24 protein-coding genes are annotated in these 16,398 nt (G+C 55.2%); 1 reads left to right on the forward strand and 23 read right to left on the reverse strand.

Features of this window, described 5'->3' with window-relative positions:
• Window positions 1–1,021 precede the first annotated feature (1,021 nt).
• On the reverse strand, window positions 1,022–1,582 hold the full coding sequence (locus tag V3W49_RS00330; protein ID WP_500142906.1) for a recombinase family protein: 561 nt from the start codon (window positions 1,580–1,582) through the stop codon (window positions 1,022–1,024).
• A 429-nt stretch (window positions 1,583–2,011) separates the two neighbouring features.
• On the opposite strand from V3W49_RS00330, the gene V3W49_RS00335 reads away from it, so the two are divergent.
• Complete coding sequence (locus tag V3W49_RS00335) at window positions 2,012–2,425, forward strand: tail fiber assembly protein (RefSeq protein ID WP_500142907.1); 414 nt, start codon at window positions 2,012–2,014, stop codon at window positions 2,423–2,425.
• On the opposite strand, the gene V3W49_RS00340 is transcribed toward V3W49_RS00335, so the two are convergent.
• From V3W49_RS00340 to V3W49_RS00445, 22 genes are all read right to left on the reverse strand, one after another.
• Window positions 2,397–2,993: a tail fiber assembly protein gene (locus tag V3W49_RS00340; protein WP_500142908.1), complete on the reverse strand. Its 597-nt coding sequence runs from the start codon at window positions 2,991–2,993 to the stop codon at window positions 2,397–2,399. The genes V3W49_RS00335 and V3W49_RS00340 overlap by 29 nt on opposite strands.
• Complete coding sequence (locus V3W49_RS00345) at window positions 2,993–3,802, reverse strand: tail fiber protein (protein WP_500142909.1); 810 nt, start codon at window positions 3,800–3,802, stop codon at window positions 2,993–2,995. The genes V3W49_RS00340 and V3W49_RS00345 overlap by 1 nt, the downstream gene beginning before the upstream one ends.
• Entirely contained in the window at window positions 3,802–4,482 is a 681-nt protein-coding gene (locus tag V3W49_RS00350; RefSeq protein ID WP_500142910.1) for a baseplate wedge 1 family protein, read from the reverse strand. Before V3W49_RS00350 ends, V3W49_RS00345 begins: the two co-directional genes overlap by 1 nt.
• Window positions 4,479–5,678: a baseplate J/gp47 family protein gene (locus V3W49_RS00355; protein ID WP_500142912.1), complete on the reverse strand. Its 1,200-nt coding sequence runs from the start codon at window positions 5,676–5,678 to the stop codon at window positions 4,479–4,481. The genes V3W49_RS00350 and V3W49_RS00355 overlap by 4 nt, the downstream gene beginning before the upstream one ends.
• Complete coding sequence (locus V3W49_RS00360) at window positions 5,679–6,032, reverse strand: contractile injection system sheath initiator (protein WP_500142914.1); 354 nt, start codon at window positions 6,030–6,032, stop codon at window positions 5,679–5,681.
• Window positions 6,029–6,685 (reverse strand): Gp138 family membrane-puncturing spike protein, encoded by a 657-nt coding sequence (locus V3W49_RS00365; protein WP_500142916.1) that lies wholly within the window; start codon window positions 6,683–6,685, stop codon window positions 6,029–6,031. The genes V3W49_RS00360 and V3W49_RS00365 overlap by 4 nt, the downstream gene beginning before the upstream one ends.
• Window positions 6,686–6,749: 64 nt before the next feature.
• Window positions 6,750–7,160: a type II toxin-antitoxin system YafO family toxin gene (locus tag V3W49_RS00370; RefSeq protein WP_500142917.1), complete on the reverse strand. Its 411-nt coding sequence runs from the start codon at window positions 7,158–7,160 to the stop codon at window positions 6,750–6,752.
• Window positions 7,160–7,741, reverse strand: coding sequence for a hypothetical protein (locus tag V3W49_RS00375; RefSeq protein ID WP_500142918.1), 582 nt, complete (start codon window positions 7,739–7,741; stop codon window positions 7,160–7,162). The genes V3W49_RS00370 and V3W49_RS00375 overlap by 1 nt, the downstream gene beginning before the upstream one ends.
• 40 nt (window positions 7,742–7,781) lie before the next feature.
• Window positions 7,782–8,132 carry an STY1065/STY2022 family phage-derived protein gene (locus V3W49_RS00380; protein WP_500142920.1) on the reverse strand — a complete coding sequence of 117 codons (351 nt, stop codon included), beginning with the start codon at window positions 8,130–8,132 and terminating at the stop codon, window positions 7,782–7,784.
• A 2-nt stretch (window positions 8,133–8,134) separates the two neighbouring features.
• Window positions 8,135–9,199 carry a hypothetical protein gene (locus tag V3W49_RS00385; RefSeq protein ID WP_500142921.1) on the reverse strand — a complete coding sequence of 355 codons (1,065 nt, stop codon included), beginning with the start codon at window positions 9,197–9,199 and terminating at the stop codon, window positions 8,135–8,137.
• Window positions 9,200–9,201: 2 nt separating this feature from the next.
• Entirely contained in the window at window positions 9,202–9,504 is a 303-nt protein-coding gene (locus V3W49_RS00390) for a phage baseplate plug family protein (RefSeq protein ID WP_500142923.1), read from the reverse strand.
• Window positions 9,504–10,079 carry a phage baseplate protein gene (locus V3W49_RS00395; RefSeq protein WP_500142924.1) on the reverse strand — a complete coding sequence of 192 codons (576 nt, stop codon included), beginning with the start codon at window positions 10,077–10,079 and terminating at the stop codon, window positions 9,504–9,506. Before V3W49_RS00395 ends, V3W49_RS00390 begins: the two co-directional genes overlap by 1 nt.
• A gap of 2 nt (window positions 10,080–10,081) precedes the next feature.
• On the reverse strand, window positions 10,082–12,115 hold the full coding sequence (locus V3W49_RS00400; protein ID WP_500142926.1) for a lytic transglycosylase: 2,034 nt from the start codon (window positions 12,113–12,115) through the stop codon (window positions 10,082–10,084).
• On the reverse strand, window positions 12,105–12,296 hold the full coding sequence (locus tag V3W49_RS00405) for a DUF6889 family protein (protein ID WP_500143249.1): 192 nt from the start codon (window positions 12,294–12,296) through the stop codon (window positions 12,105–12,107). Before V3W49_RS00405 ends, V3W49_RS00400 begins: the two co-directional genes overlap by 11 nt.
• Window positions 12,293–12,700 (reverse strand): phage tail assembly chaperone, encoded by a 408-nt coding sequence (locus V3W49_RS00410; RefSeq protein ID WP_500142927.1) that lies wholly within the window; start codon window positions 12,698–12,700, stop codon window positions 12,293–12,295. The genes V3W49_RS00405 and V3W49_RS00410 overlap by 4 nt, the downstream gene beginning before the upstream one ends.
• A gap of 3 nt (window positions 12,701–12,703) precedes the next feature.
• On the reverse strand, window positions 12,704–13,144 hold the full coding sequence (locus tag V3W49_RS00415) for a DUF3277 family protein (protein WP_500142929.1): 441 nt from the start codon (window positions 13,142–13,144) through the stop codon (window positions 12,704–12,706).
• 10 nt (window positions 13,145–13,154) lie between these two features.
• The gene (locus tag V3W49_RS00420; RefSeq protein ID WP_500142930.1) at window positions 13,155–14,300 is read right to left on the reverse strand and encodes a DUF3383 family protein; all 1,146 of its coding nucleotides are present in this window, start codon (window positions 14,298–14,300) and stop codon (window positions 13,155–13,157) included.
• Window positions 14,301–14,303: 3 nt separating this feature from the next.
• Entirely contained in the window at window positions 14,304–14,852 is a 549-nt protein-coding gene (locus V3W49_RS00425) for a phage neck terminator protein (RefSeq protein ID WP_500142931.1), read from the reverse strand.
• Window positions 14,842–15,231, reverse strand: a complete 390-nt coding sequence (locus tag V3W49_RS00430) for a head-tail adaptor (protein ID WP_500142933.1) — start codon at window positions 15,229–15,231, stop codon at window positions 14,842–14,844. The genes V3W49_RS00425 and V3W49_RS00430 overlap by 11 nt, the downstream gene beginning before the upstream one ends.
• Complete coding sequence (locus V3W49_RS00435; RefSeq protein ID WP_138096815.1) at window positions 15,231–15,734, reverse strand: hypothetical protein; 504 nt, start codon at window positions 15,732–15,734, stop codon at window positions 15,231–15,233. Before V3W49_RS00435 ends, V3W49_RS00430 begins: the two co-directional genes overlap by 1 nt.
• Window positions 15,731–16,135, reverse strand: coding sequence for a DUF4054 domain-containing protein (locus V3W49_RS00440; RefSeq protein WP_138096813.1), 405 nt, complete (start codon window positions 16,133–16,135; stop codon window positions 15,731–15,733). Before V3W49_RS00440 ends, V3W49_RS00435 begins: the two co-directional genes overlap by 4 nt.
• Window positions 16,104–16,361, reverse strand: coding sequence for an STY1053 family phage-associated protein (locus tag V3W49_RS00445; RefSeq protein ID WP_500142935.1), 258 nt, complete (start codon window positions 16,359–16,361; stop codon window positions 16,104–16,106). The genes V3W49_RS00440 and V3W49_RS00445 overlap by 32 nt, the downstream gene beginning before the upstream one ends.
• Window positions 16,362–16,398: the final 37 nt, after the last annotated feature.

Genomic DNA, 16,398 nt, shown 5'->3' on the forward strand with positions numbered 1-16,398 from the left:
CGCAGATCATAGAACTACAATTGGATAATTCTTAAGAATTTTCCACTAACGAAAATCAAAACAAAACTTCACCACAAGAACAAAATACAGACTATCGAACCAGCTTAAAAATAAAATGCAGGACAACAGGCAGGCACAAAGAAGAAAAAAAAGACACATACCGCAATTGAGGTATTGAGTTGATATAAATCAATGAAAGCCGTTCAACTCAGAAATAACGCCAGTGCAGCAAGCACCAAATCAGCCCGTCCGGGGAATAAAACCCCCTCGCTACCGGAAAATATATTGTAGATGAAAACAGGATATGAGCAATTACATCCCGTGGAACGAGGTTTTTATAGGATTTTTATCATTCAGATGCGATTACTCTTAATTTCGCTCACGTGACATGATGAATAGATAAGGTATTACAATGCAAGCCTCAGAACGTCAATAATAGCGAAAGACACTGTATTGTCGGGCTCCTGTTTTGGTTCCGCCTGCACATGATGTACCGACCCGTCCAGCCTGTTGGACGATTTCTGCCTATCCGTGACGCCAGCAGCCCGCCAGATACGGGTATCTGCATATGGGATATGCATCGCTTCCTTACGGATCGGCACGGCCAGCGCCCCGGGTGACGGGTTCTGCGGCATCATCCTTGGCATAACGCCACGCAGCCAGGCGAGGGTATTCAACGCGGGGAACGGAGCCAGGCGGCACAGGCCGGCACGCAGACGGCCGGGAAAGCATATCTCAGCCTGATAGCAACTAAACCAGGCCGCCGATATAAGCTAACGAATGATGACCTGCTGAATGGTGTACTCATTTCAGCACAAAATAAAAAACCCCATGATACTCAATATCATGGGGTTTAAAGATGGCGGAAGCGCAGAGATTCGAACTCTGGGAGGGTTTCCCCTCGCCGGTTTTCAAGACCAAGACTAAATATTTAAAATTCAACCAGTTAAGGAGTATTAGTTGAATAATTTGTTATTTTTTGTACTCAGTACATCAATCACTTATGACGCTAAGTTTCCGCTTATTCTATCAATTTCCCTGCCGGAAAACGCTTATATATCGTCTTCTCTGAGATATCGAAAATGCGCGCTAGTTCGGAACGGGAATGGCCGGTTGCCAGCAGCCGTCCGATCTGCTCCCACTGTTCAGGGGTAAGTTTTGGACGTCGACCGCCTACCCTTCCCTTTGCTCTGGCCGATGCCAGTCCCGCCCGGGTGCGTTCGACAATCAGCTCGCGCTCCATCTCTGCTAAAGCGCCCATTACATGAAAGAAGAAACGCCCCATTGCCGATGAGGTGTCTATGCTGTCGGTCAGGCTACGGAAATTAACCCCACGTTCGCGCAGCTCCTCAATCAGCGCTACCAGATGGCGCATACTGCGGCCCAGGCGATCGAGCTTCCACACCATCAGGGTATCCCCGGGCGCCAGCCGCTTTAACAACTGGTTTAATCCTGGCCGTTCTGATGCTTTACCACTGATCCGGTCTTCAAAGATTAAATCGCAACCAGCTTTTTCCAGCGCGTCACGCTGTAGCTCCGTATGCTGATCGCTCGTCGATACCCTTACATAGCCGATTAACACGCTGTTTACCCCCGGCAAAGCGCAAATAATGGCATGCAAGCGCTGTTCTCTAAAACCTCGGTTTGGGGGAACTGTCAAAAACGCCCCGATACATGGTCGCCAAGGATTCCAACGCTAATGGCTGGTATGAGGTATACAGCGACGGATTTATCAGACAGGGCATGAAATTCCCGAATAATGCTCCTTTGATTATCACGGCACCCTCGTCGGGAGAGATTGTTCGGTTCCCAACGTCCTTTAAGACAACGATTACAAATATCGCCATGGCCCTGAATACTGGTATTGATAATGGACTGGAATTCCCTGGGTATTCATCTGAATCACTAACGTCTATCAGGGTTCTCTCTATGTCGGTATCAAATAGCTCTAACGCAACTGGATTATATTTATCAAAATTTGTCGGATATATCGTTGTGGAGGGATATTGATATGTGGTTCTGGAATCCTGTTGATTGCAATGAAGCGCTGCCGGGCGTTCACGATATTAGCCAGTGCATTGAGATTGATGATGACCAACATCCATTTAAAACCGAGGCTACACCTGATTGTAAAAAGTGGTCGAGCGATACTGAGGGGCGTCCTGTTCTGGTAGACATTCCTCCTCCGACGAAAGAGGAATTGATTGCACAAACGGAAGCCGAAAAGCAGCGGCAGATTGATGAGGCCAACGCCTGGATAAACGGGCAGCAATGGCCGTCTAAATTAGCGCTGGGCCGCCTCTCTGAGGATGAAACGGCGCAGTTTAACGAATGGCTGGACTATCTGGACGCAGTGAGTGCCGTAGACACCTCCACCGCTCCAGATATTGAGTGGCCTACGCCGCCGGAGCAACCGGCCAGTTGATGTCCGGCGCTGCATCGGTATCAACGGATTGCAGCTCTTTGATGTACGACAGCCAGCTAATCAGGCTGGCTTTGTCGTCATCGCTGATAATGCCCAGCTGTAGCTCGGTCTGCCAGATGCTGATCGTAGCCTGAGCCTCTGCCAGCATTGCTGCTTTCTGCTGCTCTGCGGCGGCCACATCAGCGGTGTGCTGAGCGTCGGTATCAGTTACCCACTTTTCCCCATCCCACTCGTCGTATGGCGTAGCCGGTGCTGTAGTGGTCGTTCCCGCCGGGTAATCACCTGGTGCTGTAACTTCCACCGGCTCGCCATTCTCTGTGCTGTAGACGGTTTCACCGCGATGATCTGCGACATATCCCCACCCAGCATCGTCGGCGTTGCGACAAATTGCCTTCCCTTTCTTTTTCGCCGGTGGTTCATCTACAGCAGAATTAGCCGGGATCCCCACTCCCACCGCCAGATATTCCACAGCAGAGGACAGATATTCGCGGGTGTCTGCCGCATAGTTGTAAACCGTCAGATCCCCGGCAGTGGTGGCAATATTATTTTTATCCAGGATAGCGCTCATTATGCGGCCCTCACGATGTAATTAAATGCGATGTTGCGCGGCCTAACGCCAAAGCGGTAAGCGATTCCAGTCATAGTCATTTCCTGAGAGCCATATGAAGTAAAAGTGGAACTAATTAGCTCTTTCGAATCCACGTTATATGCAAAGTTTTTAGGTGGGGAACCAGGTACGCCCGTTGATACCTCGTCATAACTACTACCATTGCCATGATAGTTACTGATTTTTGTTTCAGCTTGAGCGACCAATAAAATTCTACCAGCATCAACACCACGCCCATCATCCCATCCACGAATAAATTCGCCCCGCAAATCAGGCAGCTTCCCGCTCGGGTACGCCAGCGCAAGCTTCGGATACAGCGCCGCCGTGAACGTAGCACCGTTGCATTTAAGCCAGCCCGCTGGCGGCGTCGCCGACGGCCACGGAACAGGTACGCCAACCGGCAACGCACTGCCTTCCCCCAAACCGAGGTTTGCGAGAGCCGTGGAAATGGCCGTTTCACCATCTGCGGCGATATCGCCGAATGGGTTTTCGCGGCTGAGGTACTGCGCAGCAAAGCCGCTGGTCAGCTTCGCAACGAACGCGGCGATATCGCCATCGTCGGACACGTCGGAGTCGGTCTTCTCTGCGACGAACTGCGCCAGCGCAGCCGCGACGAACGACGCCTGGCGCAACGCTTTATTGACCTGCGCACTCGACGCCTTACCACTGGTGAATCCATCGATAACCGCAGGTAGCGCCTCCCATTCCTCCTGGCTCATCACATTGGCATTAGTGCCGGTAGCAAAAGCCTTAAAATCGTTGGTAGCCATTACAGTATTTTCTCCCATGATCCAACATCGAACCCGCCGATGTATTCGTTATCCATATCAAGCCCAAAAAACTTAGTGCCGGTGGACGGGGTTTCTATCCCCGGCGTTTCGATATCGCCAGCCCACACGCCAGCGGCTTTCACTGTCAGATAGCCCTGCCGGATAGCCGCCAGCAACTCGCGGGACACGTCATCGATATCTGTTTCCGGAAACACCCACACTGAAATAGTCATGTCCTGGTTATCGACGATCTGCATTCGCAGGCCAGAGCCAGCCAGCGCCGTATCAAGGATTTCCGGCAGCGTGTCGTTCTGGCCGTTCCAGTTGTTGATCGCTATCCGCGCCTTGAGGATGATCCGGTACGTGTCGTCACTGAGTGCCGTCCGGCCGGCATCAGGGTCATAAGGCCCCTGCCACACGCCCTGGTCATAGCCCAGCCCGTCGGTATCCCACGAAAAATAGATGTCGGTAATGGGAACGCCGACGATGCGCGACCGCCCGATCCACTCGCCCAGGATATCGAGCTGCACGCCGACGGCGGTATCGATGTCGAAATTGTCGATAAGCCCGGCTATCGCGGTATCGATGTCGATCAGCGGCCGGGTGGACAAATCCACGTGCTGGTAGAACAGCGGTTTGGTGGCGTGGTAGTTGGTGATTAGTCGCGTGTATTTGCTCATGACGTCACCGTGATTTTGATGTTGTCGGTGTCGCACGATGCCGATTCATCGTATGCAATCGCGATATTCGCGGCGGCCACGCTACCCGCTGATTTCCCGATTAGCAGCTCGTTGATGTCGTAGTAACGGGCATTCCCGCCGCTGACCACACCGAGGTTAGCCGGGGAGTACACACGGCTTAGCTTCACGCTCTCGCCGATCGCCAGCGAGTTGATATAGTCGGCCACCGCCTGGCGGATTTCCTCGCCTATCTGCGTGGTGTAGCCAGTGAATGGCTCCAGGGTGATCGAGACGTAAACCGGGACATCCGAGGGACGCGAAAACGAAATGCTGTGCGGGTTGCCGTAAATATCTGGTACCTGCACCGTGGTTTTACCGTATGTTGATACCCCCTGGCCTTTCTTCCCGCGGATAGTCTGCGCGATTTCTTCGACGTCGCCCCCCTCCACAATGGCGGATATTGAGTGCGGTGGTAGGCCGTTTTCGTCAGTGCGCCCGGTATCGTTCTCATACAGTTTGTGTCGGCTCACCCCGGCCACGTTTGCCAGGGCGCCGTCCACGGCTTCGAATGGAGTGATCGACGGGATAGCGACACTCTGATGCTGGCGCCGACGTAGCTCTGCGTCAGTCTCTGCGTCAGAGCCTACTGTAGCGGCGGTGTAGTTGGTCACAGATATCCAGCCGCGCGTCGGGGTGTTTATCAGGTTAACGCTCCCCACCATCGCAGCTACGGCGCCCGAGGTGGCACAGGTGGCGGTTACCGTGGCGGAGCCGTCAGTGTCGATCGCTACCGTCGCTGGCAGGTTCCAGACCATGCCGTTAACGTCTTTAACCGACCCGTTGGTGATGACCGTCCCCACTTCACCGGATAGCGTGACGTCTACCGTGGAGTTGGTGGCTCCGTGGCGCACAATGCCGTTGATTTTGACGTTCTTTGTCAGGGCATCAGTCAGAGCCGTGGACGGGGAAAACGAGTTGTAGACAGCTACAGCGGTATTGTTTGCGTCATGCACCGCCAGCGCCACCAGCGCCACTAACTGGCCGTCTTTACTGTCCGGCTCCAGATAGGCGTCACTGCCGTAAATCTGCCGGAAATAGTCGGTGATTTTGCTCAGCACCGTCTGGTAATCAGGCGCGCTGATGCCGTCGGCGGTTACCGTTGCCGATAAGCCGAGCGTGTCCAGGTTAAGGGCCATTTATGCCTCGCTGGTTACTGTGGTTTGTCCGTAGATAGTGGAGATGGTCGCCGTGAATACGACGCGCCGGGAGCTGGTGTTAATGGTGCTGTTGAACTCGGTGATCTGGTTAACGCCGCGGGTTTCCAGAATGCGCTGGCGTATTGCCAGGTTGTAAACCTCCGGCTTTTGCTTACCCAGTACAGACTGGATCCACGGTGTGCCGTCGGTCGTATCCAGAAACCACTGGCCGTACCATAATTCAAAGCGCGTTTTTACCGCCTGCGCCACCGTTTCGGGCGAGTTCACCAGCCAGGTGTCGTCACCCTGGCCGAAGGTGTAATCGCCGCTACTATCCTCGCGTCGATACCTCATTGCGGTTTACCTGTGTTGCTGTTACCAGACTGAACGCCTCCGTGGGTATGGTTCACCTGGCTGATGCCTGCGGCGGTCTGGTCACCGGTGGATGTGATAGTACCGTTAACCTGCACAGGGCCATTAATCGTGACCTGTGGGCTGGTGATAGTCACCGCACCACCGGCGGCCAGTTCGATAAAGGCGCTGCCGTCGTCGGTGCGCAGCTGCGCGGCGCTGGTGCTGATGTTGCCGATTTTGTAGCGCTGGGACATTGGCCCCACAATGGCAAAACCGTCAGAAAGGTCGTGCATACGTGGGTCGCCGGATTTTTGCACGTCGCCGGACTGCCACCAGAAATCGATACAGCGGTCTGCGAAGACCACCAGGCACTCGTCCCCCTTCTTTACCGGGAAGGTCAGCGTACAACCGCCGCCACGGGGGAATATCACCGGCACATCGACCAGCAACGGGTAATCCTGCTGGATAGCCGTTCCGTCGTTATCAACGTGCGTGTACTGAATCGACGGCTGTATCTCTGCGGTAACTGTGGCGGGGTTGAACGACTGGATAATCCCCGGCAGCGCCACGCGTAGCTGCTCTTTGGTTTTGGTGGACTCAGCGCTAAGCGCCTCCGACAGATCGCCGGATCGTGTTTGTGCGGATACTGCCATTTCATTATCTCCAGGAAATAAAAAACCCGCTCAGTGGCGGGCCCTTCATACGATATTTGGTTATTCAATAAAATACATATTGCGTTAACTGGTTTTCATTCAAATCGTGAAAGGATTCCTCCACGGCTTTGATAATGTCAGGAAGCAAGCCATCAATTCTGGCATGAGCATCGGGCGTGACAATCGCAATAACCTGATACAGATCGATCATGTCCCAGTGGCGCGCATAAACAAGATAGTTATCACTTGTTCTCTGGGCCTGCCTTTGCCGTGGATTCCAGAACCCTTCCCCAGGAACTTTAATATGCATTTTCATAATGCCGGAGGCTGTGGCAGAGGTGTTTCTCTCGAACCCACCGTTTTTACCCAGCCTTCCCGATAAAGAAACACCATTCAGGAAACTCGATAGCTCCCTCGCGTATCCCTGAACGGTTGGGTTATCTGCGATACCGGGATGAATGCAAACCTTCGCCATTACCGCCACTCCGACTGTTTGATTCCCAGCAGACGATTAGAAGCAGAAACCGCAGACGCAAATTCTTCCGAGTTCCCTTCTACGCTACTGTCAACAGCCGGAACGGGGGATATATACTGATTAGCTATAAGAGCAATATTAAGGTACGCGCTTCGCAAATTAGCGATAGCCCGGATTGCCTTTTTCTTTCTGTCCTGAACCAGAGGAAGGTATGGTTTCCACGATTCGGCGCTTTCCACCAGAGAGAAAACATTTTTCAGATTTTCTATCTGGTCAGTCAAAAGATCGGCCCTGGCTTTTAATTCTTCGGGGAATTCAGCCGTAAAAGCAAGCCCGTTTTCTTCTGGCGCATCCATTGCACCAATAATATCAGCGCATTCGATGAGTTTTCTTTCAACGACATCAATAGCAACCGAAGCCCTGTCCAGCGCGAATTTAACTTCATCAGGGCTGACAGGTACGGGAGATGTTGCCAGCTTACTGTTCGTTGTAGCCAGCGGAGTAACTATCTGTTGGGCGGCGCGAGAAACAGATCGAACATCTGTTACCTGTAACGCCATTGCTTCAAGTCCTGCAATCATCTTCGTATCCTGTCTTGTATTTCACAGTATCATTTTAGCACTAACCCGCTACTTTCTTACACGGGAAAGAGCCAATCACCTTTGGCGCGTCCATGCTGTTCTGGAGTAGCTGGACGTTCAGGAAGCGCTTCTCGGTGCCGGGGCGGCGAATGTACTGGAATCCGTAGTTATTGCCGTCGCGGGCTGGCATGAGGCCCATATCGACCTTTAAACCATCGGTGCCAAGATCTTTTATTTTTTGAGAGGTAACGAACTCACCATTAATCTTAAACATAGAGTCAGGGATAAGTTCCAACCTATAACCTGAACATTGCAGTGTAATACCACCACTATTGCCCGCCATCGCTAAGCCAGGAGCCAAGCAGCACACTAACAATATCCAGCTTTTCATTTTTACCCTCTTTGTTGTAAAGATGCGGCAGAACGCATATCGGTAGCACCACGCGCTTCGCACATCAGATCCATGTACCACGCCTGGCCTCTTGTATCACCAGTGTACATAATACCCCTGACAATATAAATGCCATCGGTGGCTATGCTGGCAGGCTGCGCGGTGGTGCCAGACAGCGTCAGATTGCCGTTCTGGTCTTCGGTGGTGATCTGGCCGCCTGCCATCGCGATTTCGTCGCTGCTGAGCGCAGTGCGGTAAACCGAGGCCTGGTCTAACTGAATCAGGCCATTCACCCGGATATTCGGATTTATCAGGCAGCGCACGTTAACGCCGTTGCCGATCGTCTGCTGCGGCATGCCAATCAGCCCGGTTTCGCTGTTCAGTACAATGGCCTCATGCACATATTCGTCATCGCGCACCATTTCCACTTTGCCGTCAACGAACATCCACCGGGCGTTACACTGCGCGGCTACGTTGTCCATAATGTCGCGGGTCACACCAAACACTACCCGCCCGCGGGGAAATACGGTGGGCGGCATTTCCGGCTTGCGCCCCTGGGTTGCACCGTTGGCGTTGAAACCCTGCATCAGCACATCGTTGAGGCTGTCCGCCGTCCACCCCGCACCGATCGTGGTGGTGGTGACCGTCGTCAAAAACGCCTGGTCACTGTCGGCCGCCTGAATCAGCACATAGCGGTCAACGGGATTGTCTTTGCCGGTCACCGAATAGCGAACGTCGCCGCTAAAAATCAGGCCGAAGTTGCGCCCGTTGCGCGTCCCGATTTCATCCTCGTTAACGTCCTGGGCGATCCCTACCTGGTCAGCGGATACGGTTTCGGCAATGCCCTCATACCCGGCGATAAGCCTTATTTTGCTGAACTCCCCGGCGGTGATTTTGTTCACCGTGTCGGGCGCCAGATTGTAAATTCTGAACGTCCCGATCCGGTTCTGTTTGCTGATATTGAACCACTCAATGTTAAACGTGACCTTAAAATCCGACAGGGATATGCCCTGCCCCTGGTCGTCGGTAAGCTGCAGCTCAAAGTGGCGCATCCAGTTCTGTGACATGATTACTCCGTTACTACCAGTAGATGGGATAGAGTGCCGAGGTCATACGATGTGGGGTTTTCCTGCCCTGCAACGTCACAGACGACGTACAGCGCAAATCCCAGTTTCAGGTATTCGTACTGTTTCAGCAGGTCATAACCAGTGACCAGGGGGATACCGGCGATTATCGTATTACCTGCGGCATCAACAAGATCGAGGCACCAGAACGTACCGCGCCACAGCACGGTTATCCGGTAGTCTGTACCGGCCAGAGAGATACTGAACGTCTGGTTATTCGCTGTTAGCGGTATTTCAGTTATGGACATCACCCTACCCCCAACAGGCCGGCCCCGCTGGACAGCAGGGACTGATTTACCGGCGTCGTGGTTTTCGTGCCGGAGTTCTGCACCGCTGACGTGTTCACGCCCTGGGCCATATTTTTTTTATCCGCAACCTGTACCGACTGAGTGGACGTGATAATCACCTCGCGCAGCGTCAGGGTTGCCATCAGCACGTTTTCGCTGGTGCGGTCTGTCGTAACCTCCAGGGCGCGCATCAGCATGTTGCTGTAAAGCCGCTTTCCGGTCACAACGTCGAACGGCACCCGGCTTTCCTGTAGCTCCAGCAACTGCTGGTAGGTTTCTTTCGGACTCAGCCCGACAGACAGGCCGATGGCTGCCGTATTCACGAAGTCCAGCAGGGAGCCGCCACCGGAAAACCCCACTTCCATGGTCACTTCCGCCGGGCGCTTATACGCGTGGTCTGATACCGCGGCGCCGGTCTCTACCGGGTGCTCGGTGATTTCAAGCGTGTCAGCGTGCTTTTCAGAGACAACGACAGCAGGCACCAGTAATCCGATTGCCCGGCTCTGCTGTCGGAACAGCGTCGATAAAAAGTCCATTATCACCCCACCTTAGTTTGCTGATTGCGTAGCGCCATGGAATTCGCGCTGACCTGGCGGCGTTCAACCTCGGACGCAACCGACCGGGGATCCCCACCACCGTAGATGTGATAGGTGTTGCTCTGGTTCACCTCCGCCCCCCGGCCGGTTGCCGAGTTTGCCGCGGCGGCCACCAGCTCACGCTGGTACGGATTTGCGCCGTTCTCGTGGCGAATGATGCCATTCATCAGCCGCGACAGTGTTTCAGGGTCGCGCAGGTTTAGCGCTGCGTCCGGAGCAACATTCAGATGCCGCGCTATCTGCGCAATGTATGCCGCTGTGTTGTTGTTATCTGACGCTGGCGCCCAGGTCGAAATAATGTCGCGCACAGTCTGCAGGCGCCGCCCGGTAGTTTTGCCATCGAAATAACGAAGAAGCTGGCGACCCAGCGCCTGTAGCCCGTCAAAGGCACTTTCGAACCGGGCGAACCGGCCGCCGGGGCGTTCGAGCGTGGCGCCATGCTGGCCGACGTAGTTCAGATTGCCGGGGTTGTTGTTGCGGATACCCCTTGGGGCATTACCCGGAATATCCTGCGCCGCTGCCGGTGCGCCTTGCACCGTTGGCGCTTTCGGTGTGCCCCCCATCCACACCGGTAGATACTGGTTTAACTGGTCGTTGGCTGTGTTGTACCAGTCTATGATCCCTTTGCGGGTAGCCTCTGCGCTGGCCGTTACCGCTGGCAGGGCATCAGGCTGATCGCTTCCCTGTTTGAGCAACTGCTTACCAATACTGGCCGCCTGGCCCCAGTTGCCGTCTTTGATGGCGTTCAGCAGGTCGGCAATCATATTCAGCATCTTGCCGAACTCACCCATCTGGGTGATGAAGTTCTCAAAGTCCCATTTCAGTGACCATGTTTTAGGGTCAATTCCCAGCAGCGTCAGCAGCGCGTCTTTAAGCGAAGAAACAGATCGCTGAAACTCCGCCAGCGCTTTCATGGCGGTGTCGATCTGCGGTTTCCATTTCCCCCAGTCAATCAGGCTTTTGCCGCCCTCCTTCCAGGTCTGGTAGTCGTCCCACAGTAGCGCGATAGCGCCAGCCAGTGCGGTAATGATGCCAATGGGCGACATCCAGAAGGCGCTGCTCATCAGGCGAAGGGCCACCGTCAGCGCGCCGAACAGAGTGATCAGCTCCCGGGTTGATTTGCTGAGTGACGACCACCAGCGCGCCAGCGCGTCGACCCCCTGGATGAGGCGAAATACCAGGTGATTGATAATGTCAGCCAGCCGTAGGATGCCTTTAACACCGCGGGTAATCACCGCCTCGATTTTGGGGAAGTTGTCGAGGATGCGCTTACGCAGGGTATCGAGCGAGTCGGCCAGGCCGTCAGCCAACCCGGAGCCGATTTTATCCCGGGCCAGCCCCGCCAGAGTGCCGAACGACTTAAGCGACGTCATGAAGCGATTGGAGGATTCCGCCGCCCGGTCAGCATTAAAGCCGATTGCCTTCGCCATGGCGGAGTATTCGCCCTGGTACTGTCCCAGTCCCCGGCGCATTGCCATCAGGGTATTTTCGTCAATGCCGAGCATCTGCGCGTACTGGTTAGCGCGGTAGTACGGCATTTTACTGAGCTGGCGGCCAGCGTCGGCAAACACCTGTGACATGTCACGCATACGCCCGCTTGCGTCGCGGGTCTGCACGCCCAGCCGGTTCAGGAAGCCTTCGGCGCCCGGGTTGTTACGCAGGAACCGGGCGAGATTTTCCAGTGAATTCCGCGCCGCGTTAGCGTCACCGCCGACCTGACTGACGGCATAACCGACCGCTTTGATACCCTGGACGCTGGCGCCAGTGCGCTGGGACGCCCAAAACAGCTCATCAAGACCGCTGGCAATTTTCGCCGTAAACGCTACAACAGACAGCGCCGCCGCCTCGATAGCGGTACCGGCCTTAATGGCGTTCGCCGTGACGCCGGTCAGCGTCGCCTCGAATTTTCGCTGTCCGGACTCGTCAACGTCGAAACCGAGCGAAACCAAAAACGATTTCATCACCTCAGCGTTCATTGGCCGCTCTCCATTTCTCTATTCGGTTCATATTGTCCGCGTCCATATCCAGATAATCGTTCAGTAGCGCGATACGGGCGAGATCAACCCGCCCGCTGTCCAGGTCTTTCTGATCAATCTGGAATTTCAGCGCCGGGCGCAGGATAAAATCCTCACCACCCGGCAGGCGGTTGAACGTTATTTCGCAGGAAGGGGGGCTGTCTCGCTGGTAGGGAGTTCTTGCAAAAAATTTCCCAGCGAATCGGCCACCACCCGGGCCACCAGTTGCAGCATGGTCATCAGGTCGATGTCGTCGAACGCCAGCGCGCCCTGGCTGAATACCGGTACCCAGGCTTTTTGGTGCTGGCGCGAAACCACCGCCAGACAGGGGTAGATAATCGCGTTGCAGTCTTCATCACTCAGCGAGCTGATAGCATCCGCGATTTTCGGCAGCGCAGTTTCCAGAGAGGCCGCGCCATCCTGCATGGCGCGAAAGTCCCCCACCACACCCGCCACCACCGGCAGCAGCTTACGGGCGACTTTCAACTGATCAAATACGCTCAGCTTCGCGATGCGGTAATTCTGCTCTTTGATAGTGATTTCCATACGTTAAAACTCCCCCAGTACCTGGTCAATTTTGCCGCAGTCAAATACCCAGGCCACTGTCCCGCCGTCTTTGGCGTTGTTGTTGTCGGGCTGCTTCTGGAACGCCACCGAGCGCGCCGTTGTGATATCCCCCGAGGCCGTGTTGCGGATCACAATGACGTTATTCCCCCAGGTCGCCGAAGATTGGCTCTGGGCGTTGTAGGCCAGAGACAGCTTCTTATTTACCGGGGAAGTTTTCAGCAGCGTGACGGTAACCGAGCCGCTTTTCCCGGCGTGCAGGCTGTGCATCACTTCACCGTCGGCGCCAATCGTCATGGTGTTTTTGTTCTCCGTCATGGTGACGGTCACACCCTCTTCCGAGTTCGCAGAGCCATAGCCCAGATCGATAACGCCAGTCGGCCCCGTGAAAGAGGCCGTTACATCCATAAAAGAATAAGTGCTCATCAGTTACCCCTTAACGCACCACGTTAATCTGCACATCGGCATAGTGAACGGCGCCAGCCAGCTTACAGGCCACCTGAATCAGAGGCGCCTTACGCGCTTCGCGGTCTGACTGTGCCTGCTGGCTCAGCGGCTGCGCATAAACGTAATAGCCCTTCGTCAGAGTGTCGCCAGCCACCAGCTCGCCGATATCGCCACCGTTCCAGACGCCCGCGGCCACCAGGCCGTTAGTCACTGCCTGATCCATTGACTGTTCTACGTTCCCCACCAGGCGGGTTACGCCTGCGTCGGTCTGGGGGATCTTGGTGGTGCTGGTGTACAGCAGGTTATAGAGGTTGGTCTGTACGTAGTTCTGCAACCAGTCCAGGCCGTGGCGCTCATCAAAGAAATCACCGTTCGACATCACGCCCTGTTGCAAAATGGCGGTGTCATTGGCGTAGTAGACATACACGTTGCAGTTTTTGGCATCGACGGCCGCCGCCTGGTTAACGGTCAGCATTTCATAGGTGACGCCCGGCTCCTGCTTAAATTTCAGCGTCAGCGTGGTATTGCTGCCGTTGAAATTGACGGTGAACGCACGCCCGAACGCAGAGACCGCGGCGTATTTGCTGCTGGTCGAATACTGAATGAATGTGCGCCCGTAGCTGGCCGCTTTCAGTTTCGACGCCAGATCGTCGGTCGATGTGGTTTCAATCGTGGCCGCCGCGTCCGTAGTAACTGCCAGAATCCGGCTCAGGCTGGACGCCTCCACCGCTGCCGCGACCGCCAGGTAATCAGCGTCAGGGATCGCCTCACTGTCGGCAATCGCCAGCCCGTACCAGTTCGTAAACTGCATAGCGGCGTTTACCGCCTCCAGCAGGGTTTCCGGGGTTCCGTTCTCTTCGTCATCCGGGGTTTTAGCCCAGCGCCCGATATACACATCGGACGGTGTAGGAGACTGAGAAAAATATGCGACAGCCGCCTCGTATTCTGGGCTATCCACGCCGAAATCTTCCGCGATATCCTCAGCGGCGGCATACATGCGGATACGCTCACCAACCGGAATAACGGTGGATGGACCCAAAATCAGCAGCGCGCCAAAGTTCCGGCCGGTAGCCGCTTTGGGCGCCATAATCACGTCAACGTTAACAACGTTGGAAACAGGTAAGCCCTGTGCCATAGGTTAATCTCCAAAATAGGTTACTGGTGCATCCACCAGCCGTTTAATGCCGTACTCGCGCACTACCTTCCGGCGCAGCGTTACGTTGATGTCGTAGCGGCGTTGCCACTGCTTGTTGATGAGTTCCGGCGCGGAAACGATGCGGGAATTATCGGCGTAGCTTAGCGTCGTGCGATTTAGCTCGGCGTTGTTCTGCGCGACTCTGAGGCCATCCCGGAATCGGGTTGCTATCGCCTGACCGCCGGGGCCGTAAAAGCAGACGATGATGACGATGGTTTCATGCTGCCATTGCTGATCCGACTCATCGCCGTTACTGACGCTGGCCGGGTTGGCATCCTCCTGAATGGAGGTGATACCGAACGCCGCCCAGTTGGTTCCGAGCGGCGGTATCTCCGGCTGCGGGTCTGTCCAGCGCGGAAATACTTTACCGTCGGGCAATCCGCTTACTGCACGGATCCAGCGGCTGATCTCGCGCTCCAGCGTTTCGTCGTATGCCGGGGAGTCGCTGAGCGGGGCCAGATAGCCCGCCTGTTCACTGCTGTTAGCCGTCAATGGGTATCCCTCCGTCTACGGGCATCAGTTCACAGTGCGCCTGCACAAACCCGGCGCCATAGCGCACATAGGGGTCAACAAATGTGACGCGGTAATCCCGCCCGTTGTAGGTCACCACATCGGCATCAATACCGGGCTGGCCCTGAGTCAGCCGGAACTGCGTAGCAATGAAAATAGCGCCGTCTATGCTCTGCCCTGCCTCCATCCTGCGGGCCTCCAGCGATCGATCAACGGTCACCACCCCGACAAACGGGATGGACTCGGTCGCGTTGCTGGTGAAGCCATCTGCATCCGTGGTTTGCGTGTTGCGTTTGCAAATCAGGCTGTTGTCGCAAAAGTCAGGATCGAGAAGAACATCAGACACATCGAGAAATGGCATTATTTTTTCCTCACGACGTAGTTAACCGAGCGAAGTAAATAGCCGTGGGCGTACAGTGGCTTTTGACCAGGGATACCATTTCTGCGCCTGTCCGCCAGCGTGGCCGGTGACAGTGGTGCCAGTCTGTCACCATCGCTAATTACCCGCTTAGCGCCGTTCTGGGCCGTAATGCCGGCCTTTTCCAGCGCGCGGCTTGCCGCGGCATCATCACCATCCATTGCACTTGATGCCGCATCGGCCAGAAAACCGGAGGTGATATCAGACGTATCCTCGATACCAATATCCAGGAAGGGGCGCGGCGTCAGAGTGACCGTCTGGCCGCCCAATACCACGTCGCCGCCGGTTGACTGCAGGTAGGCTATTTCGGCGTTATTCAGTACTTCGCCGTCTTCCCGGTTGGCGTTCTGCTCAGGAATGCCGACCAGCACCTCGGTTTTGGACAAATTCAACAGCGCAGACAAAACCGCGCTGGCGTTGTCGGTGGTGATCTTTACTCCACTCATAGCAATTGCCTCCCGCCTGCGCCGAACATCGACCACCACCAGAAAAACTCTCGCCCGTAGCCGGTGTTATTCCAGAAACCAGCATCAGGATTGATAATCCCGGAGGTGTCGTAGCTGACGCTGACCTTATCTACAGATTTTGACGTTGCCACCCCGCCCCCGGATGAGTTCACCCCAGAAGAAGCGCCAGCGGTTATCCGCCCGCGTAACTCTGTGTAATGAGCGACAAACAGCTCGGCCAGATACACGAACTGGTCACCCAGCTTGTTCTGATCGAGGATGGTGTCGGCCATACCGAGGTAAAAATCTATCGAAGCGGAGGGGTAGCGAGTTTCATCTGAAAATTCGGGGAAGTCGGCGCGAAACCGGTCACTTGTCGGTAGCCTGCTGTTTTTTGCCATCAGCTTTCCCCTTATCGGCTTTGCCGCTCTTATCCTCCCCCTGCTGCTCCTGCTGCTCCTGCTGCTCCTGCTGCTCAGTAGGATTATCCAGGGGCTTCGCGTAGGCAGAAAACGCCCAGTGCGCGGCCACTTCATCGGGGTAATTCTGAATCCCGGTCTCCAGGGTGACGCGGGAACCATTCGGGAATGCCAGCGTTGCAACGCGCTCAACCAGATATCGTTTCATTGCGATTCTCCTTGATAGCGGGGTTTCCCCCGCTCAG

The sequence above is a fragment of the Rosenbergiella sp. YN46 genome (genome assembly GCF_036620675.1).
GTDB lineage: Bacteria > Pseudomonadota > Gammaproteobacteria > Enterobacterales > Enterobacteriaceae > Jejubacter.